At 71.0% G+C, this 22,897-nt stretch carries 23 protein-coding genes; 7 read left to right on the top strand and 16 right to left on the bottom strand.

Translation table 11 applies throughout. From position 1 onward, the window contains the following. Window positions 1–17: 17 nt before the first annotated feature. The 3 genes from AC5P1C_RS05735 to AC5P1C_RS05745 form a co-directional block, all read right to left on the bottom strand. Window positions 18–263 carry a (2Fe-2S)-binding protein gene (locus AC5P1C_RS05735; protein WP_493864553.1) on the bottom strand — a complete coding sequence of 82 codons (246 nt, stop codon included), beginning with the start codon at window positions 261–263 and terminating at the stop codon, window positions 18–20. Between the two features lie 152 nt (window positions 264–415). Continuing rightward, entirely contained in the window at window positions 416–1,768 is a 1,353-nt protein-coding gene (locus tag AC5P1C_RS05740; protein ID WP_493864554.1) for a class II 3-deoxy-7-phosphoheptulonate synthase, read from the bottom strand. Window positions 1,769–1,803: 35 nt separating this feature from the next. Then, a complete protein-coding gene (locus AC5P1C_RS05745) occupies window positions 1,804–2,733 on the bottom strand; it encodes a DUF2867 domain-containing protein (protein WP_493864555.1) in 930 nt (309 codons plus the stop codon). A 45-nt stretch (window positions 2,734–2,778) separates the two neighbouring features. Between AC5P1C_RS05745 and AC5P1C_RS05750 the strand changes: the two genes are divergently transcribed. The 3 genes from AC5P1C_RS05750 (at window position 2,779) to AC5P1C_RS05760 (ending at window position 5,419) form a co-directional block, all read left to right on the top strand. Next, window positions 2,779–3,372: a TetR/AcrR family transcriptional regulator gene (locus tag AC5P1C_RS05750; protein WP_493864556.1), complete on the top strand. Its 594-nt coding sequence runs from the start codon at window positions 2,779–2,781 to the stop codon at window positions 3,370–3,372. Between the two features lie 10 nt (window positions 3,373–3,382). After that, entirely contained in the window at window positions 3,383–3,439 is a 57-nt protein-coding gene (locus tag AC5P1C_RS05755) for a trp operon leader peptide (RefSeq protein ID WP_361046300.1), read from the top strand. Window positions 3,440–3,556: 117 nt separating this feature from the next. After that, the gene (locus tag AC5P1C_RS05760) at window positions 3,557–5,419 is read left to right on the top strand and encodes an anthranilate synthase family protein (protein WP_493864557.1); all 1,863 of its coding nucleotides are present in this window, start codon (window positions 3,557–3,559) and stop codon (window positions 5,417–5,419) included. Here the strand turns inward: AC5P1C_RS05760 and AC5P1C_RS05765 are convergent. The 5 genes from AC5P1C_RS05765 to AC5P1C_RS05785 form a co-directional block, all read right to left on the bottom strand. Beyond that, complete coding sequence (locus tag AC5P1C_RS05765; RefSeq protein ID WP_493864558.1) at window positions 5,416–6,420, bottom strand: 2-hydroxyacid dehydrogenase; 1,005 nt, start codon at window positions 6,418–6,420, stop codon at window positions 5,416–5,418. The genes AC5P1C_RS05760 and AC5P1C_RS05765 overlap by 4 nt on opposite strands. A 120-nt stretch (window positions 6,421–6,540) precedes the next feature. Then, window positions 6,541–7,578 carry a 6-phosphofructokinase gene (locus tag AC5P1C_RS05770; RefSeq protein WP_493864559.1) on the bottom strand — a complete coding sequence of 346 codons (1,038 nt, stop codon included), beginning with the start codon at window positions 7,576–7,578 and terminating at the stop codon, window positions 6,541–6,543. Window positions 7,579–7,714: 136 nt separating this feature from the next. Next, the gene (locus AC5P1C_RS05775; protein ID WP_493864560.1) at window positions 7,715–8,413 is read right to left on the bottom strand and encodes a response regulator; all 699 of its coding nucleotides are present in this window, start codon (window positions 8,411–8,413) and stop codon (window positions 7,715–7,717) included. Then, window positions 8,410–9,624, bottom strand: a complete 1,215-nt coding sequence (gene macS, locus AC5P1C_RS05780) for a MacS family sensor histidine kinase (protein WP_493864561.1) — start codon at window positions 9,622–9,624, stop codon at window positions 8,410–8,412. Before macS ends, AC5P1C_RS05775 begins: the two co-directional genes overlap by 4 nt. Window positions 9,625–9,689: 65 nt before the next feature. After that, a complete protein-coding gene (locus tag AC5P1C_RS05785; protein ID WP_493864956.1) occupies window positions 9,690–10,436 on the bottom strand; it encodes a lysophospholipid acyltransferase family protein in 747 nt (248 codons plus the stop codon). Window positions 10,437–10,583: 147 nt separating this feature from the next. On the opposite strand from AC5P1C_RS05785, the gene AC5P1C_RS05790 reads away from it, so the two are divergent. Together AC5P1C_RS05790 and AC5P1C_RS05795 are read left to right on the top strand one after the other, a co-directional pair. Then, entirely contained in the window at window positions 10,584–11,363 is a 780-nt protein-coding gene (locus AC5P1C_RS05790) for an alpha/beta hydrolase (protein WP_493864562.1), read from the top strand. Further along, window positions 11,356–11,982, top strand: coding sequence for a hypothetical protein (locus tag AC5P1C_RS05795; RefSeq protein WP_493864563.1), 627 nt, complete (start codon window positions 11,356–11,358; stop codon window positions 11,980–11,982). The genes AC5P1C_RS05790 and AC5P1C_RS05795 overlap by 8 nt, the downstream gene beginning before the upstream one ends. A gap of 5 nt (window positions 11,983–11,987) precedes the next feature. Here the strand turns inward: AC5P1C_RS05795 and AC5P1C_RS05800 are convergent, their stop codons facing one another. From AC5P1C_RS05800 to AC5P1C_RS05825, 6 genes are all read right to left on the bottom strand, one after another. Further along, complete coding sequence (locus tag AC5P1C_RS05800) at window positions 11,988–12,743, bottom strand: endonuclease/exonuclease/phosphatase family protein (protein ID WP_493864564.1); 756 nt, start codon at window positions 12,741–12,743, stop codon at window positions 11,988–11,990. An 89-nt stretch (window positions 12,744–12,832) separates the two neighbouring features. Beyond that, a complete protein-coding gene (locus tag AC5P1C_RS05805) occupies window positions 12,833–13,774 on the bottom strand; it encodes an ROK family glucokinase (protein ID WP_344520183.1) in 942 nt (313 codons plus the stop codon). 53 nt (window positions 13,775–13,827) lie between these two features. Beyond that, window positions 13,828–14,298: a DUF5304 domain-containing protein gene (locus AC5P1C_RS05810; RefSeq protein ID WP_493864565.1), complete on the bottom strand. Its 471-nt coding sequence runs from the start codon at window positions 14,296–14,298 to the stop codon at window positions 13,828–13,830. 72 nt (window positions 14,299–14,370) lie between these two features. Further along, window positions 14,371–15,513 (bottom strand): ArsA family ATPase, encoded by a 1,143-nt coding sequence (locus tag AC5P1C_RS05815; RefSeq protein ID WP_493864566.1) that lies wholly within the window; start codon window positions 15,511–15,513, stop codon window positions 14,371–14,373. Window positions 15,514–15,573: 60 nt separating this feature from the next. Further along, window positions 15,574–16,014, bottom strand: a complete 441-nt coding sequence (locus tag AC5P1C_RS05820; protein ID WP_493864567.1) for an SRPBCC family protein — start codon at window positions 16,012–16,014, stop codon at window positions 15,574–15,576. 89 nt (window positions 16,015–16,103) lie between these two features. Further along, window positions 16,104–16,874 carry a metallophosphoesterase family protein gene (locus AC5P1C_RS05825; protein ID WP_493864568.1) on the bottom strand — a complete coding sequence of 257 codons (771 nt, stop codon included), beginning with the start codon at window positions 16,872–16,874 and terminating at the stop codon, window positions 16,104–16,106. Between the two features lie 317 nt (window positions 16,875–17,191). Between AC5P1C_RS05825 and AC5P1C_RS05830 the strand changes: the two genes are divergently transcribed. After that, window positions 17,192–18,988, top strand: coding sequence for an AMP-dependent synthetase/ligase (locus tag AC5P1C_RS05830; protein WP_493864569.1), 1,797 nt, complete (start codon window positions 17,192–17,194; stop codon window positions 18,986–18,988). A 196-nt stretch (window positions 18,989–19,184) separates the two neighbouring features. Here the strand turns inward: AC5P1C_RS05830 and AC5P1C_RS05835 are convergent, their stop codons facing one another. Continuing rightward, window positions 19,185–20,327 (bottom strand): glycosyltransferase family 4 protein, encoded by a 1,143-nt coding sequence (locus AC5P1C_RS05835; RefSeq protein ID WP_493864570.1) that lies wholly within the window; start codon window positions 20,325–20,327, stop codon window positions 19,185–19,187. Window positions 20,328–20,441: 114 nt separating this feature from the next. Here AC5P1C_RS05835 and AC5P1C_RS05840 point away from each other — a divergent pair, with 114 nt between their 5' ends. Then, entirely contained in the window at window positions 20,442–21,710 is a 1,269-nt protein-coding gene (locus tag AC5P1C_RS05840) for a glycosyltransferase 87 family protein (protein WP_493864571.1), read from the top strand. Here the strand turns inward: AC5P1C_RS05840 and AC5P1C_RS05845 are convergent. Beyond that, window positions 21,667–22,863, bottom strand: a complete 1,197-nt coding sequence (locus AC5P1C_RS05845; RefSeq protein WP_493864572.1) for a hypothetical protein — start codon at window positions 22,861–22,863, stop codon at window positions 21,667–21,669. The two genes, AC5P1C_RS05840 and AC5P1C_RS05845, sit on opposite strands and share 44 nt — an antisense overlap. Window positions 22,864–22,897 lie beyond the last annotated feature (34 nt).

Genomic DNA, 22,897 nt, shown 5'->3' on the forward strand with positions numbered 1-22,897 from the left:
AGCGGTCCGGGCGGTGGCTAGGCGGCCTCGTCCAGGCCGACGTCCAGGCTGGTGAGGACGGGCTCACCCTGGTCGGCCAGCTCCCTGCGGGGGCACGTGCCCCGGCCGAGCAGCGCCTGAATGCTCCGCACACACGAACCGCAGTCCGTGCCCGCCTTGCTGGCGGACGCTATCTGGCGGGGTGTGCAGGCACCGTCGGCCGCGTGCTGCTTCACCTGCGCCTCGGTGACCCCGAAGCAGTTGCAGACGTACACGCGGTTCACCTCCCGGACAGGATTAATCGGCGGCGCCGTCCCGATGAACGGTGAGGCTAACCTAACCTTACCCACGCCCCCGGGTCCACAAAAGCCCCGATACGCCAGTGGGGCACGGATCACATGGATCCGTGCCCCACTGCCGCGTCTCGCGGGAATACCTACTGGTCGCGGTACATCTCCGCCACCAGGAACGCCAGGTCCAGGGACTGGCTGCGGTTCAGGCGCGGGTCGCAGGCCGTCTCGTAGCGCTGGTGCAGGTCGTCGACGAAGATCTCGTCGCCGCCGCCCACGCACTCGGTGACGTCGTCACCGGTGAGCTCGACGTGGATGCCGCCCGGGTGCGTGCCCAGGCCCTTGTGGACCTCGAAGAAGCCCTTGACCTCGTCGAGCACGTCGTCGAAGCGGCGGGTCTTGTGACCGGAGGCCGCCTCGAAGGTGTTGCCGTGCATCGGGTCGGTGACCCAGGCGACGGTCGCGCCGGACGCGGTGACCTTCTCGACGAGCTCGGGGAGCTTGTCCCTGACCTTGTCGGCGCCCATGCGGACGATGAAGGTCAGGCGGCCGGGCTCGCGGTCCGGGTCGAGGCGCTCGATGTACTGCAGCGCCTCCTCCGTGGTCGTCGTCGGGCCGAGCTTGATGCCGATCGGGTTGCGCACCTTGGAGGCGAACTCGATGTGCGCGCCGTCCAGTTGACGGGTGCGCTCACCGATCCAGACCATGTGGCCCGAGGTGTCGTAGAGCCGCCCGGTGCGCGAGTCCACGCGGGTGAGGGCCGACTCGTAGTCGAGGAGCAGCGCCTCGTGCGAGGCGTAGAACTCGACGGTCTTGAACTCCTCCGGGTCCGTCCCGCAGGCGCGCATGAAGTTGAGCGCGTTGTCGATCTCGCGCGCCAGCTGTTCGTAGCGCTGGCCCGAGGGGGACGACTTCACGAAGTCCTGGTTCCAGGCGTGCACCTGGCGCAGGTCGGCGTAGCCGCCGGTGGTGAAGGCGCGCACCAGGTTGAGCGTCGACGCGGAGGCGTTGTACATCCGCTTCAGGCGCTCGGGGTCCGGGACGCGGGACTTCTCGTCGAAGTCGAAGCCGTTGACCGAGTCGCCGCGGTAGGTCGGCAGGGTCACGCCGTCGCGGGTCTCGGTGCCCTTGGAGCGCGGCTTCGAGTACTGCCCCGCGATGCGGCCGACCTTCACGACGGGCACGGAGGCCGCGTACGTCAGGACGGCGCCCATCTGGAGCAGCGTCTTCAGCTTGTTTCGGATGTGGTCGGCCGACACGGCGTCGAAGGCCTCGGCGCAGTCGCCGCCCTGAAGCAGGAACGCCTCTCCCTTGGCGACGGAGGCCAGTCGGGCGCGCAGCTGGTCGCACTCGCCCGCGAAGACGAGCGGCGGATACGACTCGAGGTCCGCGATCACATCGCGCAGAGCCTCGGCATCGGGGTACTCGGGCTGCTGCGCCGCGGGAAGGTCTCGCCAGGTGTTGCCACCGGTAGGGGTGGTCTTAGCGTTCACGGTCACCCCCACAACATTACGGGGTGATGTCTGCCGTCCATTCACCCGCTCACCAAGTGAGACGGACCCGACACGGCCGAGCGTCGGCGCCCGAGCTCCCGCTCGCCCGCGCTCGGTGTGGCCAGGGCGATCCGGCGGTGCGTGCGGCGCAGCATCGTGCGGGCCATGAAGGGGTGGACGCGCTTGACCACGCCCCAGTAGACCCGGCCCCGCAGGGTGTCGGCCCGCGCGGCGGTGCTCAGCGTGACGTGCCGGTCGTCGACCAGGATCGAGGCGCGCGCCGTCAGGCCCGCCGTGTCCACGTCCAGGAGCAGTTCGCCGCCCTCGCGGGCGAGTACGGGGAAGGCGTCGCGCAGGATGCCGGTCCAGGCCTCCGGGTCGCGCGGCTGCCCCGGGAGCAGCTCCATGCGGTACGCGTCCTCGTAGCCGGGGCGGTCGACGGCGGTGCGGATCAGGTGGGCGGCTTCCGGCGTCCCGACCGTCTCGGGACGGCTCCACATGAGCCGGTTGTAGAGGCGCACCAGGGGTGACCACCGGACGGGGCGGGCGCAGCCGCCGGTCGCCGCGCGCTCGACGTTGTCGAAGACCTCTTCGATGATCGTGTCGTGCAGGGGCCGCACGACGGCGGGCCACAGCAGGCGGTTCACGCCGAGCGGTTCGGTCTGCAGGACGTGACGGACGCGGCAGCGCCCCTTCCCGATCGGCTCGACGCTCATTTCGTGGAAGCCGTTGTCCGGCGCCGTGAAGGCGAAACGCACGCGGCGCCCCGGCTCGTACTCCGTGACGCTGTAGCGGACCGGGCCGTGGCCGCCGGTCGCGCCCACGCCGAGCGGACGGTCGAAGATCATCGCCGCCCAGGCCGGCGTCGGGAAGAGCGGATCGTCCTCGGCGGAGAGCCGGTCGAGCAGGGCGCCGACCACCGCTGCCGGAGCCTTGATCACGCGCTCGTGTTCGTTGAGTACCGTGCTCATCGCGCACCTCCATACGCTGGCGTATGGTCGACCATACGGTACCGTATGGCCATGGTGCAACGGCAGCAGAAGAAGCCCGCGGCGAAGCCCCGTCTCACCGCTCAGGACTGGGCGGACGCCGCCCTCACCGCGATCGGCGAGGGCGGACTCGCGGCCGTCGCCGTGGAACCCCTGGCCGTCCGCCTCGGCACCACCAAGGGGAGCTTCTACTGGCACTTCGCCAACCGTGACGCGCTCATCGAGGCCGCCCTGAACCGCTGGTCGGAGATCCACACCGAGGGGATGATCACCGAGGTCGAGGCCGAGCCCGACCCCCGGCGGCGCATCCGCCTGCTCTTCGGCGAGGCCATCGCGTCGGCCGCGTCCGACCCCCTGGAGGTCGCCCTGCTCGCGACCGCCTCGCACCCCCAGGTCGCCGAGGTCATGCGCCGCGTGACCGAGCGCCGGGTGAGCTACGTCGCCGAGCTCTTCGCCGGGCTCGGCTTCCCCGAGGCGGAGGCGCGGCGCCGCGGGCTGCTCGCGTACACGGTCTATCTGGGGCACACGCAGCTCGGGCACGCGGTGCCGTCGGTGCTGCCCGCGCCCGACGAGTTCGGCGCGTATCTCGACGAGGCTCTCGACGTCCTGATGATGCGCTAGGGTGCGGGACATGCACGCGCAGACGAACCGAAACTGGTGGTGGCCCGCTCATCCGGCGGCCCACTGATTCTGCGCGTTTCGAGACTCGCGAAGGCCGCCCGAGGGGCGGCCTTCAGTGTTTTCCGGACCAGGATCTCCGGATCGCGGCGGCCGTTCCTCTCCCAGTGAGAAGGAACAAGACCCGATGGACATCCCGAACCAGCTCGCGGGACTGCTGACGGACGACCGCCCGTTCGCCGTGCTCCGCCGCCGCACGCCCGGCCACGACCACGACACGGTCGAGGTCCTGATCGGCGCGGTCGCCTCGTACGACCGGCTCGCCGACATCCCCGACGAGGGCCTCGCCCTGATCCCCTTCCGGCAGATCAGGGAGCGCGGCTTCGACGTACGCGACGACGGCACGCCCCTCACGGTCCTGACCCCCGACGAGACGTACGAACTCCCGCTCTCCGAGGCCCTGTCGACGCTGCCCACCCATGACGTGCGCGTCGAGGGAGGGGCCTTCGACGTCGACGACGCCGCGTACGGGGAGATCGTCGGGCGGGTGCTTCGCGAGGAGATCGGGCGGGGCGAGGGCGCCAACTTCGTCATCCGGCGTACGTACGAGGGCGAGATCCCCGGCTTCGGAAGGGCGGACGCCCTGGCGCTCTTCCGCAGGCTGCTGGTGGGCGAGCGGGGCGCCTACTGGACGTACGTCGTGCACACCGGTGAGCGGACGCTGGTCGGGGCGAGTCCCGAGGTGCATGTGCGGATGTCCGGCGGGACGGTCGTCATGAACCCGATCAGCGGGACCTACCGGTATCCGGCCGAAGGGCCAACGGCGGACGATCTGCTCGGCTTCCTCGCCGACGGCAAGGAGACCGAGGAGCTGTCGATGGTCGTCGACGAGGAGCTCAAGATGATGTGCACCGTCGGCGACATGGGCGGTGTCGTCATCGGGCCACGTCTCAAGGAGATGGCCCATCTCGCGCACACCGAGTACGAGTTGCGGGGCAAGTCGTCGCTCGACGCACGCGAGGTCCTGAAGGAGACGATGTTCGCGGCGACCGTCACCGGCTCGCCCGTGCAGAATGCCTGCCGCGTCATCGAGCGCCACGAAGCGGGCGGGCGCGGCTACTACGCGGGCGCCCTCGCCCTCATCGGCCGCGACGCGGGCGGCGCGCAGACCCTCGACTCGCCCATCCTGATCCGCACCGCCGACATCTCCGCGGACGGAAAGCTGCGGGTCCCGGTCGGCGCGACGCTGGTGCGCGGCTCGGACCCGGCGGGCGAGGTGGCCGAGACGCACGCGAAGGCGGCTGGCGTCCTCGCCGCCCTCGGGGTGCGTCCCGGACGGCCCCGCGACGAGCGCGTACGCCCCGCGCTCGCCGACGACCCACGGGTGCGGGCGGCGCTCGACAGCCGGCGGGCCGGGCTCGCGCCGTTCTGGCTGCGGATGCAGGAGCAGACGGCGGAGCTGACCGGACACGCCCTGGTGATCGACGGCGAGGACACGTTCACGGCGATGCTGGCGCATCTGCTTCGCTCGTCCGGCCTCACGGTCTCCGTGCGCCGCTACGACGAGCCGGGCCTGCGGGAAGCGGTCCGGGCGCACGAGGGCCCACTGATCCTTGGCCCCGGCCCCGGCAATCCCTCGGACCCCGCCGACCCGAAGATGGGCTTCCTGCGCTCGCTGACCGCCGAGGTGATCCGCGACCACCGGCACGGAGTCCTGGGCGTCTGCCTCGGTCATGAGCTCCTGGCCGCCGAACTGGGCCTGGAGATCGTCCGCAAGGAGGTCCCGTACCAGGGCGCCCAGACGCGGATCGACCTGTTCGGGCGGCCGGAGACGGTCGGCTTCTACAACAGCTTCGTGGCCCACTGCGACGAGGAGACGTCGCTGGAACTCGCGGCGCACGGCATCGAGGTCAGCAGGGATCCGGCCACGGGAGAGGTGCACGCGCTGCGGGGACCCGGTTTGGCGGGAGTGCAGTTCCACCCGGAGTCGGTGCTCTCGCTGCGCGGGACGGCGATCGTGCGGGAACTGCTGTCCGGGGTGCTCGTCTAGAGCTTGGGGGCCGCCGGGACCAGCACGTTCTCGCTGCGGCGGCCCTCCTTGTAGTCCAGGACGTTTTGCACCGTGGTGTCGATGATCTGGCTCACCGCGTCCACGGTGTAGTACGCCTGGTGCGAGGTGACCACCACGTTCGGGAACGTCACCAGGCGGGCCAGGGTGTCGTCCTCGACGGCCTCGAGCGACTTGTCGAGGAAGAAGAGCCCCGCCTCCGCCTCGTACACATCGAGCCCGACGCCCGCGAAGCGCCCCATCCGCAACTCCGTGACCAGGGCGTCGGTGTCGATCAAGCCGCCGCGGCTGGAGTTCACCAGGATCGCGTCGTCCTTCATCATCCGCAGCGCGTCGGCCCCGATGATGTGCTGCGTCGCGGGGAGCAGCGGGACGTGCAGGCTGATGAGGTCGGCCTCGGCGAAGAGCTGCTCCTTCGCGACGTACTTCATGCCGAGCTCGACGCAGGCGGGGTTCTCCGCGACGTCCCAGCCGAGCAGCTTCATCCCGAAGCCGTGCGCGATCCGGGTGAACGCCTCGCCGATCTTCCCGGTGCCGAGCACTCCGACCGTGCGGCCCCGCAGGTCCCGGCCCATCAGTCCGTCGAGCCTGAAGTCGAAGTCGCGGGTGCGGTTGCTGGCACGGACGATGCGGCGGTTGACGGCCATCGCCAGGGTCCAGGCGAACTCGGCGACGGAGTACGGCGAGTAGTACGAGACGCGGGCGATGGTGAAGCCGAGGCGTTCGGCGACCTGGAGATCGATGTTGTTGAACCCGGTCGAACGCTGGGCGATCATCTGCGTCCCGCCCGCGGCGAGGGTCTGCAGGACACGGTTGCCGAGATCGGCGTTGACGCTGGTGGAGATGGCCTCGTAGCCGGCGGCGATGGGGGCGGTGTCCTCGCTGAGGAAGACGTCCAGGCAGCGGACGTCGTGGTGCCCCTCGAAGGCCTTCTCGATGAGCGGCTTCTCGTCCGCCTGCACCCCGAACGCGAGAATCTCCATGCGGCGAGTGTAGGTATTAGGGGGTTGATCGGCACCGCGGAGAAACGGGTGGGCGGGTGGGCGAGAAACCCGCCGCGAAGCGGCGGCACAGGGCACCCGCCCACCGGGATCAGCCGAAGATCAGCCGAAGAAGACCCCCACCTCGGAGTAGAGCTCCGGGTCAACGGTCTTCAGCTTCGACGTAGCGTCAGCGATGGGTACCCGCACGATGTCCGTCCCCTGCAGGGCGACCATCTTGCCGAAGTCGCCGTCCCGCACGGCCTCGATCGCGTGCAGCCCGAAGCGTGTGGCCAGCCACCGGTCGAAGGCGCTGGGCGTCCCGCCGCGCTGGACGTGCCCGAGGACGGTCGTGCGCGCCTCCTTGCCCGTGCGCCCCTCGATCTCCTTGGCCAGCCACTCCCCCACGCCCGAGAGCCGCACATGCCCGAAGGAGTCCTGCGTCCCGTCCTTCAGGACCATCTCGCCGTCCTTGGGCATGGCCCCTTCGGCGACGACGACGATCGGCGCGTACGACGCCTTGAACCGCGAGGTCACCCAGGCACACACCTGCTCCACGTCGAAGCGCTGCTCGGGGATCAGGATGACGTTCGCGCCCCCGGCGAGCCCGGAGTGCAGCGCGATCCACCCCGCGTGCCGCCCCATGACCTCCACCACGAGGACCCGCATGTGCGACTCGGCGGTGGTGTGCAGCCGGTCGATCGCCTCGGTGGCGATGCCGACCGCGGTGTCGAAGCCGAAGGTGTAGTCCGTGGCGGACAGGTCGTTGTCGATGGTCTTCGGTACGCCGACGACGTTGATGCCGTACTCGTCGGTGAGCCGCGCGGCGACGCCGAGGGTGTCCTCGCCGCCGATGGCGATGAGGGACTCGACCTCGTACTTGGCGAGGTTCTCCTTGATCCGGCGGATGCCGTTCTCCGTCTTGAGCGGGTTGGTGCGCGAGGAGCCGAGGATGGTGCCGCCGCGGGGCAGGATGCCGCGCACGGCCGGGATGTCGAGCGGGACGGTGTCGCCCTCAAGGGGACCGCGCCAGCCGTCCCGGAAGCCGACGAAGTCATAGCCGTACTCCTGCACGCCCTTGCGGACGATGCCCCGGATGACGGCGTTGAGCCCGGGGCAGTCGCCGCCTCCGGTCAGTACTCCGATTTTATTGGCCGTCATGGAAGAAGTCCCTTCGCCTCAGTGACCCTGATGCGACTCACGCTAATGGTGATCCAGGTCACTGAGGGATGGTCCGGATGGTCAATTCCTGGCCGGTAAAGGGGAGTTGATCACGAGAGTTCACCCTTATGAGGGTTCACGCGTCGTCGAGACCCCGCTCGATCGCGTACCGCACGAGCTCCACGCGGTTGTGCAGCTGGAGCTTGCCCAGGGTGTTCTGCACGTGGTTCTGCACGGTGCGGTGCGAGATGACCAGGCGCTCGGCGATCTGCTTGTAGCTCAGTCCCTTGGCGACGAGGCGGAGCACCTCGGTCTCGCGGTCGGTGAGCTGCGGTGCCTTCGGCTCGTCCGGGGTGCCGGGCGTCGGGTCGGACGCCAGGCGGCGGTACTCGCCCAGGACGAGGCCCGCGAGGCCCGGCGTGAAGACCGTGTCGCCGACGGCCGTGCGGCGGACCGCGTCGGTCAGCTCGGCGGTGGAGGCCGACTTCAGGAGATAGCCGGTGGCGCCGGACTTGACCGCCTCCAGGACGTCGGCGTGCTCGCCGCTGGCCGAGAGGACCAGGACGCGCAGGGCCGGGTTGGCGCCGACGAGTTCCTTGCAGACCTGGACGCCCGGCTTCAGGGGCAGGTTCAGATCGAGTACGAGGACATCGGGTGCGGCAGCCTGGGCGCGCCGCACGGCCTGCTCGCCGTCGCCCGCCGTGGCGACCACGTCGAACCCGGCCTCCGCGAGGTCGCGGGCGACCGCGTCGCGCCACATCGGGTGGTCGTCGACGACCATGACCTTGACCGGGCCCTTGCCACCGTCGCCGTCCTGCTGGTGCTGCTCGCTCATCGTTCCTTTCCTGCCTTCCCCCGTGGGACTCTCAGTTCTACTTCCGTGCCCTGGCCCGGCACCGAGATCAGCTCGGCCGTGCCGCCGATGTCCCGCAGCCGGCCCCGGATCGACAGGGCGACTCCGAGCCGCCCCTCCCCCTCGGCCTCCGCGAGACGGCCATCGGGGATGCCGGGGCCGTCGTCCCGTACCGTCACGATCACGGCGTCCGGCTCGTCCTCGACCAGGATCCAGGCTGCGGCGTCCGGGCCCGCGTGCCGGTGGACATTGTCCAGGGCGGCGGCGACCGCGGCGGCCAGCTCCCGCGCGGCCTTCGGCTCAAGGCCGACCGGAGCGCCCGGCTCCGAGAGGGTCACCCGGGCTCCCGCGTGCGGGAAGAGCAGGGACCTCAGGTCACAGATGTCTCCGTCGTCGCCGTCCGGCTCCTCCACCGCGCGGACGACGGCCCCCAGCGAGGCATCCTCCGACTCGTGCGACGTGCGGACCAGGCCGCCCGCCACCAGCGTGCGCAGCGCGACCTCCTGCTCCCCCGCCATCCTGCCGAGCTCCGCCGCCTCGCCGCCGAGCGCGCTGCCGCGCCGCTGCACCATCGCGAGGACCTGGAGCACGCTGTCGTGGATGTCACGGGCCAGGCGCTCCCGCTCACGGGTCGCGGCCTCGATCTCCAGGGCGCGGGCGAGAGTGCGCTCGGAGGCGCGGGCCACCTCGACGACGTAACCGATGGCGATGGACGCGATGCAGACCAGGAGGACGTTGTGGAGCGTGTCCTGGGTCGGCCTGCCGCGCTGCGCGATGTTGGCGACGCCGACGAGGGCCGACGCGAAGGCCGCCCACCGCCAGCCGCCCTTGATCGCGAACGCGAGGACCGCGCCCGCCGTCCATATCGACGGCAGCGTCGGGCCGTCGTGGACGATCCGCTGGTGCGAGTCGGCGACCGGCGTGAGCAGGATGCCGACCAGCGCGATGGTCAGGTCGATGACCAGGAACCGCTTGGTGCAGCTCGCTGCGTTCGCGACCTTCGGGAGTGTGCCGAGGGTCCACCCGGCGAGCACCACGTAGAACGCGATGGCCACCCAGGGGCGGTCGAACTTCTCGTGTGCGGCCACGAAGAGGCCGATCGCGTACAGCATCGTCAGTACGCGGTAGCCGGTCAGCGCACGCCACAGCGGCTGCTCGACCGACATCCTCATGACGCGTACGCGCTTGGTCATCTCCCCCACCCCTTGGTCGCCCGTCGGCGCCCCCTTGCGCCCGGCTCCCCTCTGCAGCGACGCGATTACGCGCCGGACCGTTCCTTCTCGGCCTCCACGGCCGCTTTCTCCGCCTTCTTCTCCGCGTCCTTCTCGGCCTTCGCCGCCTCCGTGAGCTGGCGCTTCGCGGCGGTCGCGTACACGTCGACGTACTCCTGGCCGGACAGCTTCATGATCTCGTACATGACCTCGTCGGTCACCGCACGCAGGACGAACCGGTCGTGCTCCATGCCGTGGTACCGGCTGAAGTCGAGCGGCTCGCCGATCTTGATGCCCGGCCGCATCAGCTTCGGCAGGACCTTGCCGGGCGGCTGGATCTTCTCGGTGTCGATCATCGCCACGGGGAGCACGGGCGCCCCCGTGGCGAGGGCGACGCGTGCGAGGCCGCCGGGCTTGCCACGGTAGAGCCTGCCGTCGGGGGAACGCGTGCCTTCCGGGTAGATGCCGAAGAGCTCACCGCGCTCCAGGACCTCAATGCCGCTCTTGATGGCCGCCTCGCCCGCGCCGCGCCCGCCGGAGCGGTCCACGGGCAGCTGGCCCACGCCCTTGAAGAAGGCCGCGGTGAGCTTGCCCTTCACGCCCGGGGACGTGAAGTACTCCGCCTTCGCGATGAACGTGACCTTGCGGTCGATGACCGCGGGCAGGAAAAAGGAGTCCGAGAAGGAGAGATGATTGCTCGCCAGGATGGCCGGTCCCTCGGCGGGTACGTTCTCAAGGCCCTCCACCCAGGGCCTGAAGCCGAGCTTCAGCGGCCCTCCGATGGCGACCTTCATTGCGCCGTAGATCAAACCGAGTGCCTCCTGTTAAGTGTGGATCAGACCTTAACCCGCAGTAAGCCCAAAGGGCCCGACGACCCTGGTCGGTGTCAGTCCGGTCGCGTACGGTGAAGTACTCCTCCACATCTCACGAAGGAGACCGAAGTGCCGGTCCTCCCCGGAGCCGAGCCGTACCGCCACGAGGGCGGCGAGGTCGGCGTCCTCCTCTGTCACGGCTTCACCGGATCCCCGCAGTCCCTGCGCCCCTGGGCCGAGTACCTCGCGGACCGCGGCCTGACCGTCTCCCTCCCGCTGCTGCCGGGGCACGGCACGCGCTGGGAGGACCTGCAGATCACCGGCTGGCAGGACTGGTACGCGGAGGTGGAGCGCGAGCTGCGCGCACTCCTGGAGCGCTGCACGGACGTCTTCGTCTTCGGCCTCTCCATGGGCGGCGCGCTGTCGCTGCGGCTCGCCGCGAAGCACGGCGACGAGGTGCGGGGCCTGGTCCTGGTGAACCCGGCGAACAAGGTGCACGGCCTGGCCGCGCACGCGCTGCCGCTGGCCCGGCATCTGGTGCCCACGACGCCGGGCATCTCCAGCGACATCGCTCTGGAGGGCTCGAAGGAGCTCGCGTACGACCGGGTCCCGTTGCACGCGGCGCACTCGTTGCGCCAGTTCTTCCAGCGGCTCGACCGTGAACTGCCGCAGGTGACGCAGCCGTTGCTGCTGCTGCACAGCCCGCAGGACCACGTGGTGCCGCCGGCCGACTCGGCCAGGATCCTCGGGCGGGTGTCGTCCACGGACGTCACCGAGACCCTCCTGGAACAGAGCTACCACGTCGCGACGTTGGACCACGATGCGGACCGGATCTTCGAGGAGAGTTACGCGTTCATCGGCCGGCTCGCCCCCAGTGTCGGTAAGGAAGGGACGGCCACCGGTGGCTGAGCAGGACCGAATCGAACCCGACGGCGACGAGAGCCGCGAGCCCGAGAAGCGGCAGGACCCCGCAGAAGGCCTGGGACTGCCTCCCGACGAGGACGCGGCCTGGCAGGCGATCGTCGCGGGGTACGGCCAGGAGCCGGCGGACCCGCCGGGCGCCAAGCCGTTCAAGTCCGTCGAGGACCTGGCACTGCTCGAACCGGAGACGAACGACACTCCGGAGGGCGACAAGAGCGACAGCAAGAACGCCAAGGGTGCCGAGGACCCCGGGGCCAAGAAGCCGCTCGGCGGCTCCGTCTCCTTCGCCCCCGGCGTGGCGGGACCGCGTGACTACGACGCGCCCGAGGCATCGGACGACGACCTCGGCCCGGACGACGAGGGCCACTTCGTCCCGCCGGAGCCGCCGCCGCTGCCCGCCGCGGACGTCACGGCGAAGTTCGCCTGGCTCGCCGTGATCGGCGGCCCGCTCCTGATGCTGCTCGCGGTGCTGATCGGCTGGCCGATGACGTGGTGGCTCGCGACGCTCAGCATCGGCGGCTTCCTCGGCGGCTTCGGCACCCTGGTGGCGCGGATGAAGGGCGACGACGAAGAGGACGACGACCCGGGCCGCGGCGCGGTGGTCTGAGCGGGCTACGCGGCGCGGGCGGCGGGAATCCTGAGGGCGGCGAGCACCGGCAGATGGTCGGTGGCCGCCCGCAGATCCGCCTCGCTCACTCCGTCGAGCTCCAACGGCACACCGCAGCCGAGGACTTCGACCCCGTCCGTCGCGAAGATCGCGTCGATGCGCTGATGTGGGTCCCCCGGCGTCGAGGTGTTCTCGCCGCCCCAGGGTGCGGTCGCCCAGCAGTCCCGCAGCTCCGCGGCGAGCCTGCGGAACGTACGGCCCTTCGGCCGGTCATTGAGGTCACCGCCCGCGACGGCGTGCTCCACGCCCATCCCGGCGAGCCGGTCGAGCAGCATCCCGCCCTGCGCGTACCGCTCGTCGGTCTGCAGGCTCAGATGGCAGCTCAGGACGCCGAGCCGGACGCCGCCGAACCGCACGACGGCGGTCGCGAAGCCGCGCCGGTGCAGTCCCGGCGTCAGCGGAAGCAGCACGTCCTCGGTCCGCTCGACGGTGGCCCGCAGCGAGCAGAGCAGCGCGGGACCCGACGCGGTGCCGCCGCCGGAGAGCATCACCAGATCGGCGGCGCGGGCGAGCCGCGCCAGCTTCTTGCGCCACCGGAAGAAGCGGGGCGCCTCCTGGACGAGTACGAGGTCGGGCGCGCAGGCGGCGATGACCCTGGCCAGCGCGTCGGTGTCGTCCCGCATGGACCGGATGTTGTAACTGAGCACCCGGATCACGACTGAACCGTCGTCTTCGGTGCGGGAGTTGGGCAGCGTCACCATGGGGATCAAGATACGCGGTGCGCGGTGCCGCGACGACGAGGCCCGCCGCCCCGAAGGGGACGGCGGGCCTCAGGCGCGATCAGCGGGAACTACCCCTGGCGAGCCAGGTCGGCGGCGCCCACGAGCCCCGCCTTGTTGCCCAGCTGGGCAGCGAGCACCTGCGCGTGCGGACGCCACTGCCCACCGATGAGCCAGCGCCGGAACGACTTGCGGATCGGGTCGAGCACCAGCTCACCCTCGTCCGAGAGCCCGCCGCCCACGATGAACGCGGAGGGGTCGAAGAGCGAGGCCAGGTCGGCCAGGCCCGCTCCGGCCCAGCGGGCCAGCTCGCGGTAGGAGTCGACGGCGACCGGATCGCCCTGCCGCGCCGCCTCGCTGATGTGCTTGCCCTGGATGCCCTCGACCGTGCCGTCACCGAGCCCGAGGAGAATCTCCGCGGCCTCCGGCGTCGCGTTGGCCCGCTGCTGTCCGTACCGGACGAGGGCGCGCCCCGACGCGTACTGCTCCCAGCAGCCCTGGCTGCCGCAGCCGCACAGCAGCCCGTCCGGCACCACCCGGATGTGTCCGAACTCGGCGGCCACGCCGAAGCGTCCGCGCCGCAGCTTGTTGCCGATGATGACGCCGCCGCCGAGGCCCGTGCCCAGCGTGATGACGATGACGTCCTCGTGGCCCTGTCCGGCGCCGAAGCGGTACTCGCCCCAGGCAGCCGCGTTCGCGTCGTTCTCGACCACGACCGGCATGCCGACCCGCTGCTCGACCTTGTCCTTGAGCGGCTCGTGGCGCCAGTCGATGTTCGGTGCGAAGAGAACGGTGGCGCGCTTGTCGTCGACGTAACCGGCGGCGCCGATGCCGACGGCCTCCACGTCGTTCCCCTTGCCGGCCCCGGAGACGGCGGCACAGATCGCGTCCACGATGCCTTCGGCGGTCGGCGGCGTGGGCACCTTGTGCGTGTCGAGAATGGTGCCCTCTTCGTCGACCACTCCGGCCGCGATCTTTGTGCCGCCGATATCGACGCCGATGGTGAGTCCCATGTGTCCCTCAGTTCGGTCGAGCCCCGCTACGGGCAACCGTACCCGAGGGGTGTTCAGTCCAGGTCGATGTGTTCCGTGGGGCCGGGGCCCTCGTCGCGCGGGTCGGGGCCCTTCGCCGCGTCGCTCCCGCGGGTCCAGCGGCCCTCCTGGCCCTCGACCGCGGAGCGGTAGGCGGCGAGCAGTTCACCGCCCGCGGCGGCGAGATGATCGAAGACGTCGGGGTTGCGCTCGATGACCGGCTCGACGGCGGCCTTCGCCTGCTGGACGACCTGCCGGACGGTCTGCTCGACGGCGCCCTGGGCGACCGCGCCGAACAGCGGGCCCTGGAGCCCGGTCAGCTTCTCCGAGACGGCGTCGACGAGCTTGCGCAGCTCCTCGCCCGCCGATCCGGGCGGCGGCCCGTACTGGGCACGGCGCCGGGCCTTCTCCGCCGCGAGATCCTCGGCGCACGCCTTCTGCCACGCGTCGGCGTCGGTGTCGGCCGCTTCGGGTTCGGGCACTTCGTGCTCGGTGGCATCGCTCATGACGGACAGACTCCTGCGGCGGGCGGTCTATGGATTCGTACTCTCGACGTTACCCGAACGGCGGTAGCACGTTCACCGGGTCTGCGGCCACAGATCGGGGTCGGGCGCGAACCGCACCCGCAGCTCGCCGTCGCGCAGCCCGGCGCCCGCGACGGTGCAGCGGCGCAGGGCGGAGGGCAGGGTGACGATGCGCCGGAGCGCTCCCGCGGTGACGACCAGTTCGTCGCCGCGCCGGATGAGCCCGAGCTCCTCGCGTACGACGCCGGGGAGCGGGATGTGCCAGACCAGGACGCCGTCGTCGGCGAGGGCGTCGACGACGGGCCACCGCACGGGCTCCGGGGCCGCGCCGGGAGCGGGCACACCGAGGGCCGCCAGGTCGTCGGCGCCGCGCGGATCGCGCCCCAGGTGCCGCAGGGCGCCGAGGCTCTCGCCGTACGTCTCGTGCCACTCGGCCAGCGTCTTGCGCTGCTGGGCGACGAGCTCGGCGAGCCAGATGTCCGGGGTGTCGTCGGGCAGGACGCGGTTGGCGTGCAGGGCGTCGGCGCGCAGGCCCTGCAGGGCGATGCCGGTGGCCGCGGCGCGCACGGCGTCGGCGCCCGCCGGGCCCGGCTCCGCGACCAGGCGGACACTCGTGCCCGGGTCCTCGATCACGGCCTGCGCGGCGGCGAGTTCGACGTCCCAGCGGTCCGCGGTCTCGTACAGCCAGGCCGCGGGCATCGGCACGCCCGCGAGGCGGCCGAGCATGGGCCGCAGGGCGCGGGCCGCCTGCCGCTCGGGAGGAAGGATCCTGCGGAGGTAGCGGCGCAGCTGCTCGGGGAGCGCGAGGACCGCGAGGGCACGGGGCGCCGGGGGCAGGTCGACGACCACGGTGTCGTAGGTGCTCTGCCCGGCGTCGCGCAGGGCGCGCAGCAGGGCCAGTTCGTCGCTGCCGGGCAGGGGCGTGAGCTCCTCGCCTTCGAGGCGTCCGGCGCCGAGCAGGTCAAGCGCGGAGGCGGCACGATCCTGCAGGGCCAGGAGGTCGTCCCGGAACTCCTCGCCAGGGGTGAGCCGCTGGACGGTGAGGCCGTGCTCTTCACCGCCGAATACTGCACCGATGCCTCGGTCGGCGGAGATCAGGAGAGTCCTGCGGCCCTCGCGCGCCGCGGACAGCGCGGTGGCCGCGGCGACAGTGGTTCGGCCTGAGCCGCCGGGGCCGGTGACGAGGAGGGTGCGCATAAGGGTGAACGGTACGTGAGGTGAGTCCCGCCGCTTCGCGGCGGATCTTCCTCGTCAGCGCTACTTCGCGCCGGACTCCACTCGCTTCTTGAGACCCGCCAGCGCCCGGTCGGTGATGACCTTCTCCGCCTTGCGCTTGATCATCCCCAGCATCGGGATCTTCACGTCGACGGTCAGCTTGTACGTGACCTCGGTGCCCGTACCGGACCGCTTCAGGACGTACGAGCCGTCCAGCGACCGCAGCATCTGCGACTTGACGAGGGTCCAGCTGACCTCGTTCTCGCCGGTCCACGTGTACCCGAGGGTCTGGTCGTCCTTGATCGCGCCCGCGTCCATGACGAGGCGGACCTGCTTGGCGCGGCCCTGGTCGTCGGTGTCGAGGACCTCCGCCTCCTTCACCTCGCCCGTCCAGTCCGGGTAGCGGGCGAAGTCGGCGATCACCCCCATCACCTCGGCCGGTGCCGCCTCGATCGTGATGCTCGAGCTGGTGTGTTCCGCCATCGCTGTGGCTCCTCCAGATGCGGTCCGGTACAGGGGTGGTGGCTACGTGTGTGACGCGTGAAGGCTACCGCGCAAGGAGTGGCCCACTGTCACCACTCCAGGGCCCACGGCCTGCCCGAGCTCGCGAAGTGCCCCACGTTCACACACTCCGTCGCCCCGATCCGCATCCGCCGGGTCAGCGGTTGATGGACGTGGCCGAAAAGTGAGTACCTCGGGCGGGTCTTGTGAAGGGCCGCGAGCAGCGCTCGGCTGCCCCGTTCGAAGCGGCGCGCGACGGTGTCGTACACGAGCTCGGGGACGTCCGGCGGGATGTGCGTGCAGAGCACGTCGACCTCGCCGACGGCCTCGATCTTGGCCGCGTACTCCTCGTCGCTGATCTCGTAGGGCGTCCGCATGGGAGTGCGCAGGCCGCCGCCGACGAACCCGAAGACCCGGCCGCCGATCTCGGCCCGCCCGCCGTCGAGGACGGTGGTGCCGGGGCCCGCGTACTCGGACCAGAGGGTCGGCATATCGACATTGCCGTACGTGGCGTACGTCGGCGTGGGGAAGGCGGCGAACATCTCGGCGTACTGCTTGCGCACCGCGCTCTCGATGGCGGGACCGCGGTCTATGCCCGCCCACAGCCGCGCGCCCAACTCCCTGGCCTCGTCGAAGCGGCGGGCGGTGCGCAGGTCGACGAGGCGGTCGGCGTTCTCCTTGCCGAAGAAGTCGGGGAAGATGCCGCGCGAGTGGTCGGCGTAGTCGAGGAAGAGGACCAGGTCACCGAGACAGACGAGCGCGTCGGCTCCCTCGCCCGCGCGGGCGAGGTCCTTCGTGTTGCCGTGCACGTCACTGACCACGTTGACCCGGAAAGCTGGCATGCCGATCACCCTAGAACGAGCGGGCAAACGTGGGTAGAGGCCCGGAGAAGGGGTGAGAAGGGGGCGGACCTGCGGTTACTTCCGAGTCGGGAATGGCGTGGCGTACTGTGCGGTTCAGACCACAACGACGTGTGACGCACCGAACATCTGGCCCGGACCCCCTACCGAACAAGCCATACCCATGGGTAACGTCCGGGCAGTCCAGTAGTGCTCCAGCTGTCTTCCCCCCATTTCCCCGGAGCACCTGCCCGATCTTGGACCGCACCGTCGCATCGCACAACGTCGTGGCGCCGGCGCCCTATGTAGGAGCAGCAGTCTTGCGCGAGTTCAGCCTTCCGGCCCTGTACGAGGTCCCTGCGGACGGCAATCTGACCGACATCGTCCGCAGAAATGCCGCGCAGCACCCGGATGTCGCCGTCATCGGCCGCAAGGTGAACGGCACCTGGCAGGACGTCAACGCCAAGACCTTCCTCGCCGAGGTGCGCGCCGCGGCGAAGGGGCTCATCGCCTCCGGCGTGCGCCCTGGCGACCGCGTCGCCCTGATGTCCCGCACCCGTTACGAGTGGACGCTCCTCGACTTCGCGATCTGGAGCGCGGGCGCGGTCACCGTGCCGGTGTACGAGACCAGTTCGGCCGAGCAGATCCAGTGGATCCTGGGCGACTCCGGCGCCGTCGGCATCATCGTCGAACTCGACGCGCACAGCGCCGCCGTCGACTCGGTGCGCGACCGGCTTCCCGACCTGGTCAACGTGTGGCAGATCGACCGCGGCGGCGTCGAGGAGCTGAACCGCGACGGCGCCGACGTCTCCGAGGAGACCGTCGACGAGCGCAGCGCGGTCGCCGGCGCCGACGACCCGGCCACCATCGTCTACACCTCGGGCACCACGGGCCGCCCCAAGGGCTGTGTCCTCACGCACCGCAGCTTCTTCGCCGAGTGCGGCAACGTGGTGGAGCGCCTGAAGCCGCTGTTCCGCACCGGCGAGTGCTCCGTCCTCCTCTTCCTGCCCGTCGCGCACGTCTTCGGGCGCCTGGTCGAGGTCGCCGCGCTGATGGCGCCGATCAAGCTGGGCCACGCGCCCGACGTCAAGAACCTCACGGACGAGCTGGCGTCGTTCCGGCCGACCATGATCCTGGGTGTACCGCGCGTCTTCGAGAAGGTCTACAACTCGGCGCGCGCCAAGGCGCAGGCCGACGGCAAGGGCAAGATCTTCGACAAGGCCGCGGACACGGCGATCGCGTACAGCCGCGCGCTCGACACCGCGAGCGGTCCCTCGCTCGGCCTGAAGATCAAGTACAAGACGTTCGACAAGCTGGTCTACAGCAAGCTGCGGGCCGTACTCGGCGGGCGCGGCGAGTTCGCGATCTCGGGCGGCGCGCCGCTCGGCGAGCGCCTCGGCCACTTCTTCCGCGGCATCGGCTTCACCGTCCTTGAGGGCTACGGCCTCACGGAGTCCTGCGCGGCCACCGCCTTCAACCCCTGGGACCGCCAGAAGATCGGCACGGTCGGCCAGCCGCTGCCCGGCTCGGTCGTCCGGATCGCCGACGACGGCGAGGTGCTGCTGCACGGCGAGCACCTGTTCACGGGGTACTGGAACAACGAGGGCGCGACCGAAGAGGCGCTGGCCGACGGCTGGTTCCACACGGGCGACATCGGCACCCTCGACGAGGACGGCTACCTCCGGATCACCGGCCGCAAGAAGGAGATCATCGTGACGGCGGGCGGCAAGAATGTCGCTCCCGCGGTGATCGAGGACCGGATCCGCGCGCATGCGCTTGTCGCGGAGTGCATGGTCGTGGGCGATGGCAGGCCCTTCGTGGGGGCGCTGGTCACGGTGGACGACGAGTTCATAGGCCGCTGGGCCCTGGACCATGGAAAGCCCGCGGACTCCACGGCTGCGTCGCTCCGGGAGGACCCGGACTTCCTTGCCGCGATCCAGAGCGCGGTGGACGATGGCAACGCGGCGGTGTCCAAGGCGGAGTCCGTGCGGAAGTTCCGTGTCCTGGCCTCGCAGTTCACGGAGGAGTCGGGGCATTTGACTCCGTCGTTGAAGCTGAAGCGGAACGTCGTGGCGAAGGACTACGCCGACGAAATCGAAGCGATTTACCGCGGGTAGCGTTTGCGGGGCGCCCACTCGCCGTGGGGGGGCGCCCTCGTCCCGCGACTACGGGTCGCGTCTGGGTTGCTCGCGCAGTTCCCCGCGCCCCTGAAAAGCGGGGCGCAGCCCCGGCTTCAGGGGCGCGGGGAACTGCGCGACCAGCCCATGACGGCGGTCAGGCGCGCAACATCCCCCCGTGGCAACCCATTGGGCGCTACAGCAACTCCCGCAGCCTCTCCGCCAGGAGGTCCCAGCGCCACCGCTCCTCCACCCACTCCCGCCCCCGCTCCCCCATCCGCGCCCGCAGCTCCGCATCACCCAGCAGGGTGAGGATCCGATCAGCGGCGGCCTCCGGGGAGCCGCCCCGGACGACCCACCCCGTTTCACCGTCAAGCACCGCGTCCGGCGCCCCGCCGGAGTCACCGGCGACGACCGGAAGCCCGGTCGCCGAAGCCTCCAGGTACACGATCCCGAGGCCTTCCACGTCCAACCCGCCCCGCCGGGTCCGGCACGGCATCGCGAACACGTCTCCCGCGCCGTAATGAGCGGGAAGTTCCTCCCACGGCACCGCCCCGGTGAAGCGAACCGACTCCGAGACCCCTGTCTCGGCGGCCAGCTTCCGCAGCTCCTTCTCGTAAGGGCCGCCTCCGACGACCAGGAGCACCGCCTCAGGCGCCCCCGCCAGAATCCGCGGCATGGCGAGAATCAGCGTGTCCTGCCCCTTGCGCGGCACGAGCCGCGAGACGCACACCACGACAGGGCGGTCCGTCAGGCCGAGGCGGGCCCGCACGGCGTCTCCGCCCGAACCGGGGTGGAACGTCTTCTCGTCGACGCCGGGTGGCAGTTGGACCATCCGCCCGGCCGCAGCAGGCGTCAGCGCCGCGGCGATGCGCGAGCGCGTGTACTCGCCCAGATAGGTGATCGTGTCCGTCGACTCGCCGATCCGGCGCAGCAGTTGGCGTGACGCGGGCAGCTGGGCCCAGCCCGCCTCGTGCCCGTGCGTCGTGGCGACCAGGCGCCTCGCGCCCGCCTTCCGCAGCGCCGGTGCCATGAGCCCGAGCGGCGCTGCCGCCCCGAACCACACCGACTCGCAGCCGTGTTCCCGCAGCAGCGAGACCGCGCGCCGCGTGACGCGCGGGGTCGGAAGGAGCATCGTCGTGGGGTCGCGTACGACCTTGAAGGGTTGCTCCGCGTCGAAGGCGGCCGTCGCCTCGGTGCCCTCGCGCCCCCGCTTCCATGTGGACGCGTAGACGACGAGCTGCTCGGGGTCCAGGCGCAGCGCCATGTTGTGCAGGAACGCCTGGATGCCACCGGGCCTGGGCGGGAAGTCGTTCGTGACGATCAGGGTCTTGTGCATCGTCGCCGACAGTACCGAAAGCCCACGACGGCGTGGGAGGGCCTAGCCTCCCGGACGGCCCCGCCTCTTGGCCCCCGCACGGCCGCGCCCGGCATCATGGCCCACCGAACCACAATGAAGCAGGCGAAAAGGGGCGTGGTGCGCGTGGCGCGGATCCTGACCGTGTGGGCCTTGACCAGGACAGTGCTGCTGCTCTGCGTCTTCAAGGTGCTCACCCTCCCAGGTCCCGACGTGACCAGCGACGTCTCCGTCATCTACCAGGGCTGGTACGAGGTCCTGCGCACCGGCACCTTCCCCCTCGACGACGTCACCTGGCAGTACCCGCCCGCCGCCGCCCTCGCGATCCTCTCCCCCGCCCTGCTGCCCTTCGTCGACTACGCCTCGGCCTTCTTCGTGCTCGCCTGCCTCGCCGACGCTCTCGTCTGCGGACTGCTCCTGTACGCGGGCAGGCGGCCCGGCAAGTCCCTTCGGGGAGCCTGGGTGTGGATCGGGGGCGTGGCACTGCTCGGGCCGACCGTGTACGCCCGCTACGACGTGATGGTGACGGCCGTCGCGGTCGCCACGCTGCTCGCCGGGGCCCGGCACCCCCGCACGATGGGGTCGCTCGCGGGGTTCGGAGCGCTGCTCAAGGTGTGGCCCGCCCTGCTGCTCGTCGGCATGCCACGCGCGCGTGCCACCCGCAGTTCCTGGGGCGCTGCGGTCGCCACCTCCGTCGGCCTGACCCTCGCCTTCCTGGTGACGATGCCCGGCGCGCTCGCCTTCCTGACCTTCCAGCGCGACCGCGGCACCGAGGTCGAGTCGCTCGGCGCGCTCGTCTTCCATGTCGCACGCCACTTCGGCTGGCAGGGCGACGTCCAGCTCAACTACGGCTCGGTGGAGTTCCTCGGCCCCTATGTCCCGCTGGTCAGCACGGTGGCACAGGGGCTCTCCGTGGCCGCCTTCTGCTGGCTCCTCGTGTGGCGGCTCCGGGCCCGCGTGTGGTCCGCGAGCACGGTCGCGGACGCCGCCTTCGTCGCCGTACTGCTGTTCACGGCGACGAGCCGGGTGATCAGCCCGCAGTACCTCCTGTGGCTGGTCGGGGTCGCCGCCGTGTGCCTGGCGTTCCGCGCGAGCCGCATGGTGGTGCCCGCGCGCCTGGTGCTCGCGGCCACGTTCGTCACGTGCCTGGAGTTCCCCGTCTGGTTCTCGCACGTGGTGGCGAGCGACCCACTGGGCCTCACCCTGCTCTTCGTACGCAATGGTCTGCTCGTCGCGGCGGCGCTGATCGCCTGCCGCAACCTGTGGCGCGGGACGGTGTCCGACCCCCCGGCCCGTGAGCGCGCGGCGGCGCCCGACGAGGTCAGCCGAGCTCGTCCCGCAGATACGTACGCCACTGCGCCGTGAACTCCTCCGGAGTGATGTCCAGGACGCCCTTCAGGGCGTCCTGGACCGCACCGGGCCTCTTCTTGTGCGCGCCGACCGCTTCGTAGAAGCCCGTCAGCTTCGCCTCGCCCCACTGGTCCGCGATCATCCGGCAGGCCAGCCACGCCCCCTCGTACGCCTGGGCCAGCTTCCCTGCGTCCCCGCTGAAGCCGAACGCGTCGTCCTCGGGGAGCGCTCCGGGCAGCTGTTCGCGCTGGACGGCGCGGCGCAGTTCGGGGGCGGCCTGCGCGGCCGTGCGGCCCGTGCCGCGGTAGCCCACCCAGTCGGCGAAGCCCTCGGAGAGCCACAGCGGGGTCGCGGGCGAGGTGTGCGCGCGGGTCGCGACATGGGTCGTCTCATGGGTGAGGACGACCTGCTTGCCGAAGTCGCCGAGCACGCCGTACGCCTCGGGGTTGAGGATGATCCGGTCGGCGGGCGCCGCCCCGGAGCCGCCGGCCTCTCCCGTGGTCACCGCCGCGATCCCCTGGTAGCCGGATGCGGGCGCCCCGAGCAGCCCGGCCATGCCGTCCAAGGACTTGGGCACCAGGACGACGACCTTCCGCGGCCACTTCCTCGGCCAGGCGTCCCCCACCAGGGGAACCGCGCGGTCGGCGAGGTCCGCGTACCCCTTCAGCGTCTCCTCGACGCGCTCGTCGCGCCCGACACCCAGCACAAGGCTGTGTGCGCCCCGTACGGACGTGACGGGCCCCTGGTCCCAGAGTTGCTCCGTGGCCTTCTTCGCGGGGCGCTCAGCCGCGACGTACCACCGTCCCTCGCGCTCCTGCAGCGTGAGCGCGCGCGAGGTGGTGAGCGGCTCGCCGTCGTAGCCCTTGACGCGGTAGCGCAGGTCCGCGGTGGCCGTGGCCCGCTTGCCGGTGCGCTCGAAGGCGGTCAGGCGGTACTGCCAGGAATCGAGCGGTACCTCGCGGAGGTTGTCGTAGGCCTCGGCGTCATCGGCGCCGCGGCCCGTCGCGCGGTACGCCGTCGCGTCCCGGTCGAGGACGGCCTCGGCACGCCGGTCGAGCAGTCTGCGCACCTCTCCGGGCGCGGCATCGGGCGCCGAGGGGCCGCCGCACCCGACGAGCAGGGCGACACAGATCCCCAGCACCCACGCACCACGCCCGCGACCAGCCACGTTTCAGATCGTACGGGCAGCAGGACGCGGACCG

It is taken from the genome of Streptomyces sp. A18, assembly GCF_059026065.1.

Excerpts from the sequence above, each read along its gene's own strand:
- AC5P1C_RS05825 (WP_493864568.1), bottom strand. The coding sequence starts at position 16,874 with ATGCCAGCTTTCCGGGTCAACGTGGTCAGTGACGTGCACGGCAACACG.
- AC5P1C_RS05810 (WP_493864565.1), bottom strand. The coding sequence starts at position 14,298 with ATGAGCGATGCCACCGAGCACGAAGTGCCCGAACCCGAAGCGGCCGAC.
- macS (WP_493864561.1), bottom strand. The coding sequence starts at position 9,624 with ATGACCAAGCGCGTACGCGTCATGAGGATGTCGGTCGAGCAGCCGCTG.
- AC5P1C_RS05800 (WP_493864564.1), bottom strand. The coding sequence starts at position 12,743 with ATGGTGACGCTGCCCAACTCCCGCACCGAAGACGACGGTTCAGTCGTG.
- AC5P1C_RS05835 (WP_493864570.1), bottom strand. The coding sequence starts at position 20,327 with ATGCACAAGACCCTGATCGTCACGAACGACTTCCCGCCCAGGCCCGGT.
- AC5P1C_RS05765 (WP_493864558.1), bottom strand. The coding sequence starts at position 6,420 with ATGGAGATTCTCGCGTTCGGGGTGCAGGCGGACGAGAAGCCGCTCATC.
- AC5P1C_RS05760 (WP_493864557.1), top strand. The coding sequence starts at position 3,557 with ATGGACATCCCGAACCAGCTCGCGGGACTGCTGACGGACGACCGCCCG.
- AC5P1C_RS05775 (WP_493864560.1), bottom strand. The coding sequence starts at position 8,413 with ATGAGCGAGCAGCACCAGCAGGACGGCGACGGTGGCAAGGGCCCGGTC.
- AC5P1C_RS05840 (WP_493864571.1), top strand. The coding sequence starts at position 20,442 with ATGAAGCAGGCGAAAAGGGGCGTGGTGCGCGTGGCGCGGATCCTGACC.
- AC5P1C_RS05805 (WP_344520183.1), bottom strand. The coding sequence starts at position 13,774 with ATGGGACTCACCATCGGCGTCGATATCGGCGGCACAAAGATCGCGGCC.
- AC5P1C_RS05745 (WP_493864555.1), bottom strand. The coding sequence starts at position 2,733 with ATGAGCACGGTACTCAACGAACACGAGCGCGTGATCAAGGCTCCGGCA.
- AC5P1C_RS05785 (WP_493864956.1), bottom strand. The coding sequence starts at position 10,436 with ATGAAGGTCGCCATCGGAGGGCCGCTGAAGCTCGGCTTCAGGCCCTGG.
- AC5P1C_RS05820 (WP_493864567.1), bottom strand. The coding sequence starts at position 16,014 with ATGGCGGAACACACCAGCTCGAGCATCACGATCGAGGCGGCACCGGCC.
- AC5P1C_RS05750 (WP_493864556.1), top strand. The coding sequence starts at position 2,779 with ATGGCCATGGTGCAACGGCAGCAGAAGAAGCCCGCGGCGAAGCCCCGT.
- AC5P1C_RS05815 (WP_493864566.1), bottom strand. The coding sequence starts at position 15,513 with ATGCGCACCCTCCTCGTCACCGGCCCCGGCGGCTCAGGCCGAACCACT.
- AC5P1C_RS05770 (WP_493864559.1), bottom strand. The coding sequence starts at position 7,578 with ATGACGGCCAATAAAATCGGAGTACTGACCGGAGGCGGCGACTGCCCC.